Annotated in this window: 16 protein-coding genes and 1 tRNA gene; 14 read left to right on the plus strand and 3 right to left on the minus strand. The window is 62.4% G+C overall.

Going from position 1 to position 16464, the window contains the following annotated elements; translation table 11 throughout:
* Positions 1-78: 78 nt before the first annotated feature.
* The gene (locus EOA13_RS19635) at positions 79-1119 is read right to left on the minus strand and encodes an RluA family pseudouridine synthase (RefSeq protein WP_127295128.1); all 1041 of its coding nucleotides are present in this window, start codon (positions 1117-1119) and stop codon (positions 79-81) included.
* Between the two features lie 27 nt (positions 1120-1146).
* On the opposite strand from EOA13_RS19635, the gene EOA13_RS19640 reads away from it, so the two are divergent.
* The 8 genes from EOA13_RS19640 (at position 1147) to EOA13_RS19670 (ending at position 5049) form a co-directional block, all read left to right on the plus strand.
* Positions 1147-1530, plus strand: a complete 384-nt coding sequence (locus EOA13_RS19640) for a fimbrial protein (protein WP_127295130.1) — start codon at positions 1147-1149, stop codon at positions 1528-1530.
* 31 nt (positions 1531-1561) lie between these two features.
* Positions 1562-1969: a VOC family protein gene (locus EOA13_RS19645; RefSeq protein WP_127295132.1), complete on the plus strand. Its 408-nt coding sequence runs from the start codon at positions 1562-1564 to the stop codon at positions 1967-1969.
* A 90-nt stretch (positions 1970-2059) separates the two neighbouring features.
* Positions 2060-2134, plus strand: a tRNA-Glu gene (locus tag EOA13_RS19650).
* Between the two features lie 247 nt (positions 2135-2381).
* A complete protein-coding gene (locus tag EOA13_RS19655; protein WP_127295134.1) occupies positions 2382-2558 on the plus strand; it encodes a Flp family type IVb pilin in 177 nt (58 codons plus the stop codon).
* Positions 2559-2830: 272 nt separating this feature from the next.
* Positions 2831-3412, plus strand: a complete 582-nt coding sequence (locus EOA13_RS19660; protein ID WP_127295136.1) for a VOC family protein — start codon at positions 2831-2833, stop codon at positions 3410-3412.
* Positions 3413-3434: 22 nt separating this feature from the next.
* Entirely contained in the window at positions 3435-4292 is an 858-nt protein-coding gene (locus EOA13_RS19665; RefSeq protein WP_127295138.1) for a glutathione S-transferase family protein, read from the plus strand.
* 110 nt (positions 4293-4402) lie between these two features.
* Positions 4403-4528, plus strand: a complete 126-nt coding sequence (locus tag EOA13_RS39400; protein WP_281040873.1) for a hypothetical protein — start codon at positions 4403-4405, stop codon at positions 4526-4528.
* 152 nt (positions 4529-4680) lie between these two features.
* Positions 4681-5049, plus strand: coding sequence for a hypothetical protein (locus EOA13_RS19670; protein ID WP_127295140.1), 369 nt, complete (start codon positions 4681-4683; stop codon positions 5047-5049).
* Between the two features lie 10 nt (positions 5050-5059).
* Here the strand turns inward: EOA13_RS19670 and EOA13_RS19675 are convergent, their stop codons facing one another.
* Positions 5060-5272 carry a hypothetical protein gene (locus EOA13_RS19675; protein ID WP_023810978.1) on the minus strand — a complete coding sequence of 71 codons (213 nt, stop codon included), beginning with the start codon at positions 5270-5272 and terminating at the stop codon, positions 5060-5062.
* A 318-nt stretch (positions 5273-5590) separates the two neighbouring features.
* Between EOA13_RS19675 and EOA13_RS19680 the strand changes: the two genes are divergently transcribed.
* The gene (locus EOA13_RS19680) at positions 5591-6505 is read left to right on the plus strand and encodes a DUF2865 domain-containing protein (RefSeq protein ID WP_127295142.1); all 915 of its coding nucleotides are present in this window, start codon (positions 5591-5593) and stop codon (positions 6503-6505) included.
* A gap of 124 nt (positions 6506-6629) precedes the next feature.
* A complete protein-coding gene (locus tag EOA13_RS19685; protein WP_013529265.1) occupies positions 6630-6866 on the plus strand; it encodes a hypothetical protein in 237 nt (78 codons plus the stop codon).
* Between the two features lie 73 nt (positions 6867-6939).
* Here the strand turns inward: EOA13_RS19685 and EOA13_RS19690 are convergent, their stop codons facing one another.
* Entirely contained in the window at positions 6940-7290 is a 351-nt protein-coding gene (locus tag EOA13_RS19690; RefSeq protein WP_027037074.1) for a hypothetical protein, read from the minus strand.
* Positions 7291-7481: 191 nt separating this feature from the next.
* Here EOA13_RS19690 and EOA13_RS19695 point away from each other — a divergent pair, with 191 nt between their 5' ends.
* The 4 genes from EOA13_RS19695 to pstA all read left to right on the plus strand — a co-directional run bounded on the left by EOA13_RS19695 (position 7482) and on the right by pstA (position 16447).
* Positions 7482-12044: a PAS domain-containing protein gene (locus EOA13_RS19695; protein ID WP_164780185.1), complete on the plus strand. Its 4563-nt coding sequence runs from the start codon at positions 7482-7484 to the stop codon at positions 12042-12044.
* Between the two features lie 499 nt (positions 12045-12543).
* Positions 12544-13572 carry a substrate-binding domain-containing protein gene (locus EOA13_RS19700; protein WP_127295146.1) on the plus strand — a complete coding sequence of 343 codons (1029 nt, stop codon included), beginning with the start codon at positions 12544-12546 and terminating at the stop codon, positions 13570-13572.
* Between the two features lie 95 nt (positions 13573-13667).
* Entirely contained in the window at positions 13668-15134 is a 1467-nt protein-coding gene (pstC, locus tag EOA13_RS19705) for a phosphate ABC transporter permease subunit PstC (RefSeq protein WP_127295148.1), read from the plus strand.
* A complete protein-coding gene (gene pstA, locus EOA13_RS19710; RefSeq protein ID WP_127295150.1) occupies positions 15131-16447 on the plus strand; it encodes a phosphate ABC transporter permease PstA in 1317 nt (438 codons plus the stop codon). The genes pstC and pstA overlap by 4 nt, the downstream gene beginning before the upstream one ends.
* The last annotated feature ends 17 nt before the right edge of the window (positions 16448-16464 follow it).

The following is a 16464-nucleotide window of genomic DNA, read 5'->3' on the forward strand; positions in this document are numbered from 1 at the left end:
TTGTTCAACACGAAACAGTGTGTCACGGTGAAGTGAACAATCTCTGTCAGGTTTTTTGATGGCTTGTTGGTGACGGGTTCAGAGTTCGCGGAAGCCGCCGACGAGTTCCTCCATGTCCCTCGGTAACGGCGCCTCGAACCTCATCGATAGATGGGTAGTGGGGTGGCGAAATGCAAGGAGCCAGGCATGCAAGGCTTGCCGGGGAAATGCCTTGACCTGACTTTTCAAGGGTTCAGGCAGCCGGTTGCCCTTGGTGCGGAAGGCCTGGCCATAATCGGGGTCGCCGATCACCGGATGGCCGATATGCGCCATGTGGACACGGATCTGGTGGGTGCGGCCGGTCTCCAGCCGGCATTCGACCAGGCTGGCCGTGGCGAACTCCTTTTGGCTCTCGCCGAAACGCTCCTGCACGGCGAAGTGGGTGACCGCATGGCGGGCGTCGTCGCGTCCTTCCGGCACCACGGCACGGCGCACCCGGTCGGCGGCGCGGCCGAGCGGCGCGTCGACCCTTCCGGTCGGCCTCTGCGGTATGCCCCAGACCAGCGCCAGATAGGCACGTTCGAGATCGCCGGTCAGGCCGTGATCGGCGAAGGCTTCGGACAGCGACTTGTGGGCGCGGTCGGTCTTGGCGACGACCATGACGCCGCTGGTCTCCTTGTCGAGGCGGTGAACGATGCCCGGCCGGCGCACACCGCCGATTCCTGAAAGACTGTCGCCGCAATGATGGATCAGCGCGTTGACCAGCGTGCCGGTCCAGTTGCCGGCACCGGGATGAACGACAAGCCCGGCCGGCTTGTTGATGACGATCAGCTCTTCGTCCTCATAGAGCACATGGAGTGCGATGTTCTCGCCCTGCGGCTCCGCCGGCTCCGGCTCCGGCATGGTAACCGACACGCTTTCGCCCGGCGCCATCTTGCGCTTGGTCTCGTCGACAGGCTTGCCGTCGACCGAGACCGCGCCCTGCCTGATCAGCATCTGCACGCGGCTGCGTGATATGTCCGGTCCAAGGCTTGCCGCCAGCCACTGGTCGAGGCGCTGACCTGCCGCATCCGCATCTGCCACCAGCACGGTCGGTACCGCCTCTATCAATTCAGGGGCCTCTTCGCTATGAGCGCTCATTGAAAACCGTTCCGGAACTGTTTTGCCATGGCCAGCCCGATCGCCGAAGAAGACCAGGATAGGCCGCTCGACCCCGAGGTCGAAAAGGTGCGCAGGAAACTCGTCCGCTTCGTCGGGATCAATCTCGGCCTGCTGTTCCTCGCCCTTATGGTGGTGATCGGCGCCCTTGTCTACAAAGCGCGCAACGCACCGCCGGCGAACCCGCCGCTGGCCGGCGATATCCAGACACCCGCAGGCGAACCGGTCAGCGGCGACATCGTGCTGCCGGTCGGCGCCAGGGTGGTCAGCCAGTCGCTATCCGGCAATCGTGTCTCGATCGACGCCGAGCTTGCCGACGGCAGCCGCACGATCTTCGTCTACGATATCACCGAGCGCCGCCTGATCGGCCGCTTTGCGATCCGCAACAAGTGAGCGGCAGCAGGCCAATGAGCAAGCCTCAGGGATGAGCGGGTTCGCCGAGCATCGTCGCGTCGCCACGGTCGCCCTGGTCGTCGCCAACTATGACGAGGCGATCGCCTGGTATGTCGAGAGGCTGGGGTTCCTGCTCGCCGAAAATGTCGATCTCGGCGGCGGCAAGCGCTGGGTCACAGTGGCGCCGGCCAACGGGCAGGGCGCCAGGCTGCTTCTGGCCGAGGCTTCCGACGAGGCACAGAGCAAAAGCATCGGCAACCAGACCGGCGGGCGTGTCTTCCTGTTCCTGGAAACCGACGACTTTGCCCGCGACCACGCGGCGATGCTGGAGAAGGGCGTCGAATTCCGCGAAGCACCGCGCTTCGAGCCCTATGGCACGGTGGCGGTTTTCGCCGATCTGCATGGCAATCTCTGGGATCTGATCGAGCCGAAACGATAGGCTGACGGCCGGCTTTTCCTCGGCAAGGGAAAGCGGCCTAACCCCAGTTGCTTTTTCCCAGCGCTCAGCCTATATCGCCGGTTCTTGAACGCGCCCATCGTCTAGCGGTCAGGACACCGCCCTCTCACGGCGGGAACAGGGGTTCGATTCCCCTTGGGCGTACCAAGTTTTTCGACAAATTACAGGATGCCGTCGATTTCGTTTCTGAAGTCGTGGACCTTCGATACTGCGGCGTTCGGGAAACCCGCTCTGCACAGGTAGCCGCAATCTTGAAGATCCCAGTGGCACCAACCACTCCGGCCTTCATTTCATTCGTCTGGCAAATGTTAACGGACCCGAAACCGAGAACCTTAACGCCCCGCAACTCACGGTTATATATTAGTTATTGCTTTAGTAGCTGTAGGAGGTTGAAATGCAGAAAATAGGCTGTCGTTTCGCTTGGGACGAGCCTGGCGCGACCGCGATCGAGTATGGCTTGATCGCGGCTCTTATCGCGCTGGCGATCATCACCGGCGCCGGGGCGCTTGGCAATTCGCTCAACGGGATATTCACGAACGTCGGCACTACGGTCAACAGCAGCGGCTCGTAAGTCGGTACATCAATTCGGTCGCCACCGGCCGGATTCGTCGATCTCAGCCTCCAAGAGCGTAGCGCGTACGTGCTTCCGATGTCGGGCATCGGGAGTGCGGACGGCGCTCTCAATCAGTCGGCTTTTTCCCGTTGCGTCGCCGCGTCGTCGCTTCTGGCGCCGCGAGGCTGTTTGCATTAGCATCACGTCACGGATCCTGAGATACGGCTCCAGCGGCGCGCAGAACGCCGCGCTGCCCGGACGGCCAGTTGATGCCGTGGGGAGGAAGGCCAATGCAGAAGCTGCAATCGCAGGGCGTCCATCACATCACGCTGGTCGGCGCCGGGCGCCAGACCTCTATCGATTTCTGGGAAGGCGTGCTCGGCATGCCGTTCATCTTCGAACAGCCCAATCTCGACAAGCCGAGGGAAAGCCACCTCTATTTCGATCCTGGCGACGGCCGGCTGGTCACCATCTTCACCGACGAGAGCCGCACACCAGAGAAGCGGCGCACGCCGACCGATCCGGGCTGTGTCCACCACATTGCCTTTTCGGTGTCGCGCGTCACCTTCCTGCAGGCGGTCGCCCGGCTTGACGAGCGCGGCATCAAGCACAGCGGCGTCAAGGATCGCGGTTTCATGGATTCGATCTATTTCGAGGATCCGCTCGGTCTGCTGGTCGAGTTGGCGTCCTACCGCTTCGAACCGCCAGCGGGCTTCACCCATGCCGATGTGCTGATGGAAGCGCACAAGATCCGGGTCGCGCGCGGCGACTACAACATCGCCGAAGTGCATCTCGCCGATGCGATCCAGGCGCTTGTCGAGCGTTCCCGCGCAACCTTGTCGGAGGACCGGGCAGCGAAGAACCCATACTGAACAGACCAGAGGGAGGAATAAGATGGCCAAGACAGCGACGAAGACTGCCGGGGAATCCGCGGCCAAAGCTGCCACCAAGCCGGCGGCGAAAGCTGCGGCAAAGCCAAAAGCCAAGGCGGCCGTTAGGCCTGCGGTGAAGGCGACGGCAAAAGCCGCGCCCAGGGCCAAGGCCAAGTCGGCCAAGAAGCCGGCGCTGAAGCTCAGCATGCTGAAGCCCAGCGTCAACAACATGACCGTGCGGGTGTTTGCGCGCGCGGCCGGTTTCGACCATGCCGAGACCGATGCCTGGGGCCACACCCGTTCGCCGGAATTCATGGCGCGAAATCCCGCCCATTTGACACCGATGATCGAGGACAAGGGCCTCCCCAGAGGCGTGTTGTGGGAAAGCTGCGCCATCATGCAGTATCTCGCCAATAAGCACGGGCTGGAGAAATTCTATCCAAAGGCGCCGGCCAAGCGGGCGATGGTCGATAGTGCCATGTTCTACCTGATCGGTACGCTCTACCCCTATGTGGCGCGCGCCACATATCCGGCGCTCGGCTTCCCGCATTATGCCGGCGAGGTCGGCCACAGCGACGCCCACCCCGACAAGAAGTCCGAAGCCCAGAAGGCGGCGATGGCGGCGATCGCCGAGCCACTGGAGGTCTTCCATAGCTTCTTCAGGGACGGCAAGCCGTTCATCGGCGGCAAGAACCCGTCGATCGCCGATATCCGCCTGGCGGCGACGCTCGAATTCCTGGCCGTCATCGACTATGCCTTGCCCAAATGGGCGAAGGACTATGTGGCGGCGATCGAGAAGAAGCTCGGCAAGGCTTATAGCGAGCCGGCCGGCGACGTGCGCGGCTACATCGCCCATGTGAAGTCGCAGGCCAAGGCCTGAGGTTAAGGATGCGTTAACCAAAGCCCTGTCTACTGCGGGCAATTCGCTTTCGGCCCGCGACCACGGATGTACTGGCGCAGAACGTCGTAGCGATAGGAAAGGTCGGCGCAATGCCGGCCTTTTTGCTTTCGCACGCCGTCTCTTTGTTCGACGCAATTCCCAAGGGAAGCGCCGTGCGCTTCTCCCAGGAAAACCGTTTAACACTTTTCCTTGAATTGCTCTATCGCCGGGCGTGATCGAGCAGCGATCAGGCCACGCAAGCCTCGGCCGCTGTCGCTTTTTTGGCGTCAACTTTTGCGGAGAGATATTGTCATCGCCGGCGTTGGCCCTACCATCCATTTCGGCAGTCCGCATGGATTGTCGGTCAGGCGCGAAATGAGGGCTGGCGATGAAAAGCGTTGCGAAGCGGGTTGCGGTTGTGGGTGTGATGCTGGCGAGTGCTGTTCATCCTTCAAATGCGGCTGAACTGAACACAATGAACGATGTCGGGACCGCCATTCAGGCATGCTGGACACCGCCGGCGGATGCCGGAACTGCCAGCGTCACCTTGAGCTTCAGCTTCAAGCGGGACGGCACGCTAATCGGCCCACCGAGGCCGACAGCCATCAAGGTGGAAGGCGATGCCAAGGCGAAGAAATCGTTTGTCGACGCCGCGACAACGGCCCTGCAGAATTGTCTGCCCCTGACCTTCTCAGCGAAGCTGGCGCAAGGGATAGCCGGCAACGTGTTGACATTGCAATTCGCTTCTCCAAAATAGGCGCTGCCGCTCAGTGGTGACTGCGCCTTGCCTCGGCATGCCGGGCAAGATCGGGCGTCTCGAAGACGTAGTCGCTCCAGGCTGATTCAGGAACCTGGCCGGCCAGATAGCATTCCAGCAACAGGCTCTGCTCGGGATTGAGTGGCCTTGGAGCGCGCTGGTCCAGCCCCAGCGAGTGAAACAGGTTTCTTGTCAGGTCCGAGACGGTGAAGTGGATCGACATCTGCAATCTCCCTTTGGTCCTTCAACGCGGAAGGCCCGGCAAAGGTTTCGAACGCCTGGCGATAATGGCGCATTGATCTCGGTCCGTTGCGTTGCAAATCCTCGGCCATGATCAGGCTTGCGCTTTCTTTCGAGGTTCGTCTCAATCTTGAAATAAAAATGTAATATCGAATTTACATGAGGTGACGTAGTACAATAGATAAATAGGTCCTTCAGGTTGAAACTCTTTAGATTATTAGAAATTACTCATGTAGCTGAAGCTTGCTGAAGTCATGGGCTCTAAATTCCAGGTTCTCCGCAAAAGGACCAAGTTGTCCCGATGATCCGTTTCTGGCCTTCCATGGCGATCGCATTTATTTCGCTGGCGGCAGTTTTGTTCGGTACGCTTTCGTCCTACGCGGACAGCTGCGGCGCGATCAGAAGCCAGTTGCTTTCGGCTGGCCGCAGCGGCGGGGCGAGCCCGGAGCTTGCCCAGTTGCGCCGGCAACTTGCAGCCATCCAGACTATCGAGAGACAGCGCCAGTGCACGGCGAAAAGTTCGCTTGGTGGTCTCTTCAACGCCTGCGCCGATCTCGCCAGGAGCCGCTCGGATGTGCAGCGCCGGATCGCTGCCGCTGGGAATTCGGGCCGCGACACAGCGGGCCTGCAGGCGCGCCTCGTCGCGCTTGGCTGTGCGCCTTCGGCAAAGCAACGGCCTGTGCGCGCCGCGCCCAGCACCCAATCGGCGAGCACCACGTTCGCCGGCAATGCGATGCTGTTTTGCGTGCGTCTGTCGGACGGGTATTTCTTCCCGGCGCCAAAGTCGCAGTTCGCCGCCAGCGGCGATCTTAAGGAGACGGTCGATCAATGCCGTTACATCTGCGATGACCCCAGCGTCGACCTCTACACGTTGAGCGACGCCAGCCTCGAAACCGACCAGATGACCGCGCTCGACACGCGCAAACCCTATACCGAGCTGCCGGCAGCCTTCAGATATCGCGATGATGCGAATTTCAAGGCATGCGACGTCAAGCGCTACTACCAGCGGGTCACCGAACTGCGAGCCAGGACCGTGACGCCCGCCAACATGCGCAACGCCATTATTCCGCTGCCGACGGCGAAGCCGGATCTTGGCACGGTTGCGGCCGTCGCCGGGATCGATGCCGAAGCCCCAGGTGCCGCCCAGCACCTTTCGATCGAGGCCGGCGAGCGGCCGGTGCGCGTGGTCGGCCCGGCATTTTTCCCGGCCGAATGATCGCCGGTCTTCCCCGATCGGCGATCACCGGTGGCGGCGTGCGTGCTGCGATGCGGTTGCGCGATCCCTCTGGAACAGAGGGGCACTCACGGCGTTGTGATCGACATCAGCCGGGAGGAACGCCGTGGCTACGTTCAGGGAAATGCGGGTGCTGGAGATCGTCGAAGACGACTCGCTGACCACCGAACAGAAAATCGCCGAACTGCGCGAGATCGAATCCGAGGCGCGTGGGTTGCAGCGGGCTGCCTCGGAGGGTCCAATGGACGACGATGACGGTTGGCAGGAAGATCTGCGTCAGGTTCGTCTTGCACTCGACAAGCTCGGAGCGAAGGAGCCGAAAAAAGGCGCTGCTTCCCTGTGAAGGCCGGGTAACCGAGCTATCTGCGGATCGCGTTTTGTTTGATCGAATCCCGCTTTTAGAGACCCGCTCCAATCTAATCACAGACCATGCGAGCTCTCTTGCCGGGCTCGCTGACGTTCCTGCAGGTCAGCGGCTTCGCCGGCGCCGATAGGGACGCCGACGCAGGCAACCTCGTCTGGTGCCGTCTCGGTGCGGCATGGCTGACCTTGCGCTCGGAAAAACGCCGGGGTGGCTGCGGCGCCACCGGAAAAGCGCCGTTTTCGACCTCGGATTGGCCGTAGTCGACATTCGGTGGCGGCCGATCCCAGATGCGCCGGACATCGAGCGGTCTCGGGATGACGACCGTGCCGTCATAACTGCGAGAGCAACCGCCGCCGAAAAGCAGCGCCAGCCCCATGAAAAAAGGCACAATCCGTCCAAGCATCAGCAATACCCCTGCCGTTGCTTATATAGCGGGTTCGACCCTGCCGACAACCGGGCGGAATGAAGCAGACCCTGCCGCCCAATCCTGTCTAACCAACCGCTATGGTTAGCGGATCGTTAATGCTTCTCGGGCACATTCCGCCGACGAACCGCGGAGGAGGGTTCGGTCTTGGTTTTCGGGGTGGGGACGGCATGGCGGAAGCGGACGAAACAATTGGCGCGCGCGGTAGGCGCGGGCCTCGCAAACCCACAGCGTATGACGACGATGCATCATCGTCCGCCGCTTGCATGGATTCGACCGATGCGCTTCGCCAACTGGTCGAAGCCGGTTCGGACTGGGTCTGGGAGACCGACGCCGAACTGCGCTTCTCCTGGCTTTCGCAAAACTACCAGGCAGCCACCGGCATCGATCCGGCAAACGTGCTTGGCCGGTTCCGCTTCGACTTCCTCAACCAGGTCCTGAACGGCGATCGCAGCGGTGCCGCGCATCTGGAGGATCTGCAGGCGCACCGGCCGTTTCGCGACTTCGTCTATGAACTGAAAGGTGGCGGCGCCGATTGCCGCTGGGTTTTGACATCAGGTTTTCCAAGGTTTGACGGCGAGGGAAGATTTGCCGGCTATCGTGGGGTCGGCCGCAACGTCACCGCACTGGCAGGCGCCTTCCAAACCCCGGGGCAGGGATCATCGGCGGGCGGCGAGCCCGACCAGCATCTGACCGATCTCGAGCGGACGATGGACGCCATGCATATGGGCGTCGTGCTTCTCGACGCCAGGCTCGACACACTGCTCATCAACAAGGCTTATCGCGACCTCTCCAGGATTCCGGACGGCACTGTCACCGTCGGCGCTCCGTTCAGCCTGTTGATGGAACTCAACCGCCGCAACGGCATCTATGGCGACATCGACGAAAAGCAGTGGCAGGGCTACCTCGCCACCCGCATCGAGGAAATTCGCGCCGGCTCCGTCGCGCCACGCGAGTTTCTCCACGCCAACGGCAGGACGATGATGTTCTCGGTGACGGCATTGTCCGGGGGCAAACGGCTGTTGACCTATTATGAGGTCACCGAGATCAAGAATCGCGATGCCGAGATCGAGAGCGCCAACGCCAAAATCGCCGAGACCTTCGCCAATCTCCACACCATGGTCGATCAGATGCCGATCGGTGTCCTCGTCCTCGATGCCGATATGCGCGCCGAAGTCATCAACCGTGCCTTTTACGATTTCTGGCAGATCGACGCCCGGCGCGCCGAGATCGGCTGCAGCTTCCGCGATCTGATGGATGCCAGCCGCGACATCGATCCGTTTGGTTCCGACGATCCGACATGGCAGCGGCATATCGCCGAGCGCGAGGCGGAAATCAGAGCCGGCACCGCCGGATCGCGGCAGTTTCCGCGCAATGACGGCCGCACGCTGATATCGTCGATGGCGCCACTGGCCGGCGGCAAGCGGCTGATCTCCTATGTCGACGTCACCGACATGAAGGACCGCGAGGCCGAACTTGCCGACGCGCTGGAGAAAGCGCGACTGGCTGAAGCGGTGATCAACGCCGTCAAGGATCCGATCTTCGTCAAGGATGACCATCTGCGCTTCGTTTTCGTCAACGAGGCGTTCGCCGCCTTATTTGGCCAGACGCCGCAAGCCATGCTCGACAAGCGCGGCGGCGATTTCCTTACAACGAACGACACCGCGCTTTTCGAGCTGAGCGAACGGGACGTGCTTGCCACCGGGCACCCGTACGAAGTGGAAGAGAATTTCCAGGCCAATGGTGCCAGCCGCTCCCGCATCGTCAGGAAGAGCCGCGTCGGCATGGCCAGCGGCCGCAACTATGTCGCCGGCTTCCTGTTCGACATTTCCGACATGAAGCGCCGCGAGACCGAGGCCGAGGACGCGCGCAAGCATCTCGCCAGCGTGCTGGAATCCTTGCCGGCCGCCGTGATCATATACGATCGCGACGACAAGTTTGTTTTCGCCAACCGCAAGATCCAGGATACGCTGCCGGCCTTGAAGCCGGCATGGCAACCCGGCCGTACATTCCGCGATGCGCTCGTCCTTGGCCATGCGAACGGCTATTTCCGCAACAGCGGCGATCCGCAGGTCGACCAGCTCTACGGCGGCGACCACGACCGCTGGCTGGACGCGATCCTCGCCCGCTACCGCTTGCCCAGCTCCTCGTTCGAGCGCCATAACCCCGACGGCCGCTGGTATCAGGTCTATGACATGCGGACCGACGACGGCACCTTCATCGGTGTCCGTGTCGACATCTCCGAGATCAAGAGCCGCGAGGCGGCGTTGCGCGACTCGATGCGCCAGATCGATCTGTTCCGGCACGTGCTGGACGAGCTGCCGGTGGCCGCCTTCATCAAGGCGCAGGACCTGAGTATCGAGTTCGTCAACAAGGCCTGGTGCGCGATTACAGGCTTGGCCAAGGAGGATGTCATCGGCCGCACCGACCGTGAGCTGTTCGGTGTGGAGGACGCCGATGGCTACAGCCATGACGACACGCAAGTCGCCGTGACCGGTGCCGTCAAGGAGGTCGAGGAACCCGTCACCCATCGCGACGGCACGGTTCGGCAATTGATGACGCGCAAGAGCCGCCTGGTGGCGCTGGACGGATCGGTACATCTGGTCGGTTCCAGCACCGACATCACCGATGTCAAGGCGCGCGAGCGCGCGCTGGAAGAGAGCATGCGCGAGAACGAGGTGTTCCGCAGCCTGATCGACAATGTGCCGGTGTCGATCTACGCCAAGCGCTCCGATCTCAGGCAGTTCTACGTCAACAAGGGCTGGTGCGATCTCACCGGCTTCAGCAAGGAAGAGGCTACCGGCAAGACCGACATCGAGATCTTCGGGCCGGATGGCGAAGCCTTTGTCGACAGCGACCTTGCGGTACTGCGCACCGGTGAAACGCAAGAGGTCGAAGAGACCGTGACGGCGGCCGACGGCAGCATGCGGCATCAATTCGCCCGCAAAGGCGCGATGATCGCGTCCGACGGTTCACTCTACCTGATCGGATCGACCACCGACATCACCGAGCTGAAGACGCGCGAGGCCGAACTGCGCGAGGCTCGCCAGCGCGCCATACTCGCAGACCGCGCCAAGTCGGAATTCCTCGCCAATATGAGCCACGAGATCCGCACGCCGATGAACGGCGTGCTCGGCATGGCCGAACTCCTGGCCAAATCGGAACTCGACCCCAAGCAGAAGACGTTTACCGACATCATCGTCAAATCGGGCAATGCGTTGCTCACCATCATCAACGACATCCTGGACTTCTCCAAGATCGATGCCGGCCAGTTGGTGCTCGATCCCGCCCCCTTCAATCTTGCCGAGGCGATCGAGGATGTGGCGACGCTGGTGTCGACACGCGCCAAGGAGAAGGACCTCGAGCTCATCGTGCGCATCGAGCCTCGTCTCGAGAGCCTATTCGTCGGCGATGTCGGCCGCATCAGGCAGATCGTCACCAACCTGCTCGGCAACGCGGTGAAATTCACCGATGAAGGCCATGTGCTGGTCGATGTCACCGGCGAGAGGATTCCGACCGGAACGAAGCTGACAATCTCGGTCACCGATACCGGGATCGGTATCCCCGAGGAGAAACTGAAACTCGTGTTCGAGAAGTTCAGCCAGGTCGACACCTCATCGACGCGGCGGCACGAGGGGACCGGCCTCGGCCTCGCCATCACCTCGCGGCTCGTCGAACTGATGGGCGGCGACATCGGTGTCGAGAGCGCGGAGGGCAAGGGCTCGACGTTCTGGTTCACGGTCACGCTGCCGAGGGCCGGACAGCAGAACGGGCAACGCATCACGCCGATCGACGTGACCGGCGCGCGTGTGCTGATCGTCGACGACAACGCCGTCAACAGGGCTATCCTGACCGAGCAGATGACATCGTGGACGTTCGATTCCTGCGCCGCAGAGAGCGGCGCCGAGGGCCTCAAGGTGCTGATCGCCGCCGCCGCCTATGGCGTGCCGGTCGATTGCGTCGTGCTCGACTACCAGATGCCTGAGATGAGCGGCGCCGAAATGGCGCGGATCGTGCGCAACACCGCCGGCCTTGCCGGCACACCGATCATCATGCTGACCTCCGTCGACCAGTCGCTCGCCAACACCAGCTACCGCGATCTCGGCATCGATGCCCAGTTGATCAAGCCGGCGCGCTCATCGGTGCTGCTGGAAACGCTGGTCGCCACCATCCAGCGCCATCGCCACACGACCGGCAGCGACGCCCAGCCGCCCGCTGGCAACGTCCCTCCAGGCAAGGTGGCGCGGCCACAGCCGTCGGTGCCGGCGGAGCAGCGGGCACTGCTGCAACCGCCTTCTGTACGCCCCCGGCCACCCGTGGCGGGGGGCGGCGACAGACTGGATATCCTGGTGGCCGAGGACAATGAGGTGAACCAGATGGTGTTCACCCAGATTCTCGGCGAGACCGGTTATGGTTTCGAGATCGTGGGAAATGGCCGCAAGGCGCTCGACGCCTTCGGCCGGCTCAATCCGTGCATGATCCTGATGGATGTCTCGATGCCGGAGATGAACGGGCTCGAGGCAACCGCCGCCATTCGCCGGCTGGAGGAAGAAACCGGCACGCATGTGCCGATCGTCGGCGTCACCGCGCATGCGCTGAAGGGCGATCGCGAGCGCTGCCTGGAGGCCGGCATGGACGACTACCTGCCCAAGCCGATCAGCCCCAGGGCCCTGCTCGAGAAGGTCGAGCGCTGGGTCGGCGCCAGCCGCCAAGCTCAGCGCAACGCCGGGTAAGGATTCTCGTCGCAGCGGTTCGCGGAGATTCGTGACGCGTCCCGCGCGCAGCACCATGGTGCGATCGCACCATATCAAAACTGTGTCTGATCGAGACAATGGCGACATTCGAATTCCGCTCTTCCCAGTTACGGGCGGGAGCAGCGACCGCCGGCATGGAACAGCGTCAACCTACCCCAACGGACCTGTTTTCGGCGATGGCCCGGCCACGACACCGTCTGGCCGAGAGCAACGCGCTCCCGTCCGGATTTTTTTCATAAAGGCCGGCTAATCCTAAATCGCCGGCCAGCCTCGGCCCAAACGGAGCAAGTCTCTGATTCCGGGGGCAAAGCCGGGCTCCATCGGGAGTGCCGGCCAGGCGGCATTTTGTTAGTCCCGATGACGCGTTACCGGGGTGACATCAAACTGTCATGCGACTGTAATAATCGAAGGCTATTGGCCTCAGCGGGCGCCGACTGACGAGCGCCGAGAGACCATCTTCCGAACAGGAGCAGGCCACATGAAGAAATTCCTCTATACGGCGTCGGCCGCTGCGCTTGCGCTCGCCGCGACGTCCGGCTTCGCCGCCGCGCGCGACCAGATCCAGGTCGCCGGGTCATCGACCGTGTTACCTTATGCCAAGATCGTTGCCGAGCAGTTCGGCGAAACATTCACCAACTTCAAGACTCCAGTTGTCGAATCCGGCGGCAGCGGCGCCGGCATCAAGGAATTCTGCAAGGGCGTCGGCGAAGACACGATCGACATCGCCAACTCGTCGCGTCCGATCAAGGCGGACGAACTCAAGTCCTGCGCCGACGCCGGCGTGAAGGAAGTCCAGGAAGTCCGGATCGGCTATGACGGCATCGTCTTCGCCACCGACATCAAGGGCCCGGACTGGGCGCTGGTTCCCGCCGACATCTATAAGGCGCTCGCGGCCAAGCTGGTCGTCGACGGCAAGCTGGTCGACAATCCGAACACCAAGTGGAGCCAGGTCAATCCGAAGCTGCCCGACTGGGACATCGCCGCTTACATTCCGGGCGAAAAGCACGGCACGCGCGAAGTGTTCGAGACCAAGCTCCTCGATGCCGGCTGTGACAAGGCTGCTATCAAGGCCGCCGGCATTGCCGACGACAAGGAAATCGGCAAAACCTGCATCGCCATCCGCAAGGACGGCAAGGCCGTCGACATCGATGGCGACTATACCGAGACGCTCGCCCGCATCGACTCCAACAAGACCGGCGTCGGCGTGTTCGGCCTCGCCTTCTATGAAAACAATGCCGACAAGCTGAAGGTCGCCACCGTGGAAGGCATCGTGCCTTCGACCGAGACGATCGCCAGCGGCAAGTATCCCGTCTCGCGCCCGCTGTTCTTCTACGTCAAGAAGGCGCATCTGGGCGTCGTTCCCGGCCTCAAGGAATATGTCGAGTTCTTCCTTGACGACCAGATGGTTGGCCCGGAAAGCCCGCTCGCCGAATACGGCCTCGTTGCTGCTCCGGATGCCGAGCGTCAGGCCCAGCGTGACGCTTTCGCCGCCGGAAAGTCGATGTAATCAGCTGCCGAACCGGGGTGCGGGCCAATCCCGCGCCCCGGTTTCACCGCAGGCCGCAATGGCGGCTGCGTAAGAATTTCTCTTGGGGTGGGTCCATGTCGTCCTTGCTCGTACTGGCCATCGTCGTTGCCGTCGGCCTGGTTGCCTTTTTCATCGGTCGGCAACGTGCCGCGGCCCAGGACAATGGCAAGGTCAAGCCGCATTCGCGCGCCCACTATCATGGCTGGTGGGCCTTCCTGCTCGCCGTTCTGCCTGCTCTTTTGCTGCTTGCCGTCTGGACCGTCGGGTCTTCCATCTATCTGGACCGACACATTCACGCTGCCTTGCCCGAGCGCACCGTCGACAGCAAGGTTGCCAGTGAGGCACTGGATGTCAGCCTGGTAAAGAGCCTCGCCAGGGGCCTGCGCAAACTCGATGCAGGCACACTGGCCGCAATGCCTGCCAGCTTTGCCGAGCTGCAGCCGCTGCTCGCCGCCAAGGGTGTGGCACTGGCGAGCGACACGCAGGATTACATGATCCCGATCGCCGTCGAGGCGAACAAGGTCCAGGACCGGCTCGGCCTGTTCGGCGCCATTGTCATTCTCGTTTCCTCGATCGCCGGCGCCTTCTATGCGCTCAGGCAGATCGAGCCGCGCGCCAGGGCACGCAACAATGTCGAGAGGCTGATGCTGTGGGGGCTGCTTGCCGCCTCCACCATCGCCATCCTGACCACCATCGGCATCGTGCTTTCGATGCTGTTCCAGACGATCACCTTCTTCGAAAGCGTCTCGCCGATGAGTTTCTTCTTCGGCACCGTCTGGGATCCGCGTTTTGCCGCTGCCGGTTCGGGCGGCAGCCAGGGCCAGTTCGGCCTGATCCCGCTTCTTGCGGGCACGCTCTACATCGCCGCCGTCGCACTGCTGGTTGCGGTGCCGGTGGGGCTGATGTCGGCTGTCTACATGGCCGAATATGCAACGCCCAGGGTACGCTCGGTGGTCAAGCCGGCGCTTGAACTGCTGGCCGGCATACCGACCATCGTCTACGGCATCTTCGCCGTCGTCACGCTTGGGCCATTCCTGCGCGACCTGTCCGCGGCGCTGACCGGCGGCTCGCCCTTCATCCAGGGCCAGAGCATCTTCACCGCCGGCCTGGTCATGGGCGTCATGCTGATCCCGGTCGTGTCCTCTCTTTCGGACGACATCATAACCGCGGTGCCGCGCGCCATGCGCGACGGGTCGCTCGGCCTCGGCGCGACCCGCTCCGAGACGATCAAGCGGGTGATCCTGCCGGCTGCACTGCCCGGCATCGTCGGCGCCGTCCTGCTGACTGCCTCGCGCGCTATCGGCGAAACGATGATTGTCGTGCTGGCGGCGGGCGTCGCCGCCAACCTCACCATCAACCCGTTCGAGGCGATGACGACCATCACCGTCAAGATCGTCAACCAGCTCACCGGCGACCTCGAGTTCAATTCGCCGCAGACGCTGGTCGCCTTCGCGCTCGGCCTGACACTGTTCGCGCTGACGTTGGTGATGAACATCGTCGCGCTCTACATCGTGCGCAAATATCGGGAGCAGTACGAATGACCGACATTTCCATGGATACGATGGTCAGGGCGGCGGCCCATCCGCGCCGCGACATCGGCCTGAAGGCACGTTACGCTGCCGAACGCCGATTCCGCATCTATGGCGTCGTGGCGATTTCCGTAGGCCTGGCGTTCCTGGCAATCATGCTGATCACCATCGTCTCGAAAGGCTACACCGCCTTCTGGCAGACGACGGTATCACTGCCGATCTCGTTCGACGAGAAGGTGATCGATCCTTCCGGCAAACGCGCAACCGATCCGAGCGTTCTGATCAAGGCGAATTATCCCAAGCTCGCCGAAAACGCGCTGGTCGCCAAGCTCGGCATCAATCCCGAGGACAAGCCGGCGATCAAGCAGCTCAAGGGCTTCCTGTCGGAAGGCGCCCGCGTCCAGTTGCGCGACATCGTTGCCGCCGATCCGTCCGTGATCGGCACGACACGCGACGTCAACATCCTCGCCGCCGCCAATCTCGACTCGGCTTTCAAGGGCCAGATCGACCTCAGTGTCGAAGAAGCGCGACGCAAGGTCTCGGACCAGCAGATCACCTGGATGAACAAGCTCAAGGCCGAGGGCGCGATGGCCGAGCACTTCAACAGCGGCCTGTTCACCTACGGCGCCTCCAGCCGCCCGGAAACCTCGGGCATGGGCGTGGCGATCATCGGCTCGTTTTATATGATGGTGATCGTGTTGCTCCTGGCGCTGCCGATCGGCGTCGCCGCCTCCATCTATCTGGAGGAGTTCGCCAAGAAGAACCGTTTCACCGACCTTATCGAGGTCAACATCAACAATCTGGCCGCAGTGCCGTCAATCGTCTTCGGCTTGCTCGGCCTCGCGGTGTTCATCAATTTCCTGGGCATGCCGCGCTCCGCCGCTTTCGTCGGCGGCCTGGTGCTGACGCTGATGACGCTGCCGACGATCATCATCGCGACGCGCGCCGCACTTGCCGCGGTGCCGCCGTCGATCCGCTCGGCAGCTCTCGGTCTTGGCGCCTCCAAGATGCAGATGGTGTTCCAGCATATCCTGCCGCTTGCCGCGCCAGGCATCCTCACCGGCACCATCATCGGTCTGGCGCGTGCGCTCGGCGAAACCGCGCCGCTGCTCTTGATCGGCATGGTCGCCTTCGTCGCCGATCCACCGACGACGCCTTTCGATCCGGCCACCGCGCTGCCAGTGCAGATCTATATGTGGGCGAACGAGGCCGAACGCGCCTTCGTCGAGCGCATGTCGGGCGCCATCATCATCCTGCTCGTCTTCCTCATGGCCATGAACATCACCGCGATCGTGCTTCGGCGTCGGTTCGAGCGGCGCTGGTAGAAAAAAGGCATCTTGGT

Source organism: Mesorhizobium sp. M7A.F.Ca.US.011.01.1.1, assembly GCF_003998295.1.
GTDB lineage: Bacteria > Pseudomonadota > Alphaproteobacteria > Rhizobiales > Rhizobiaceae > Mesorhizobium.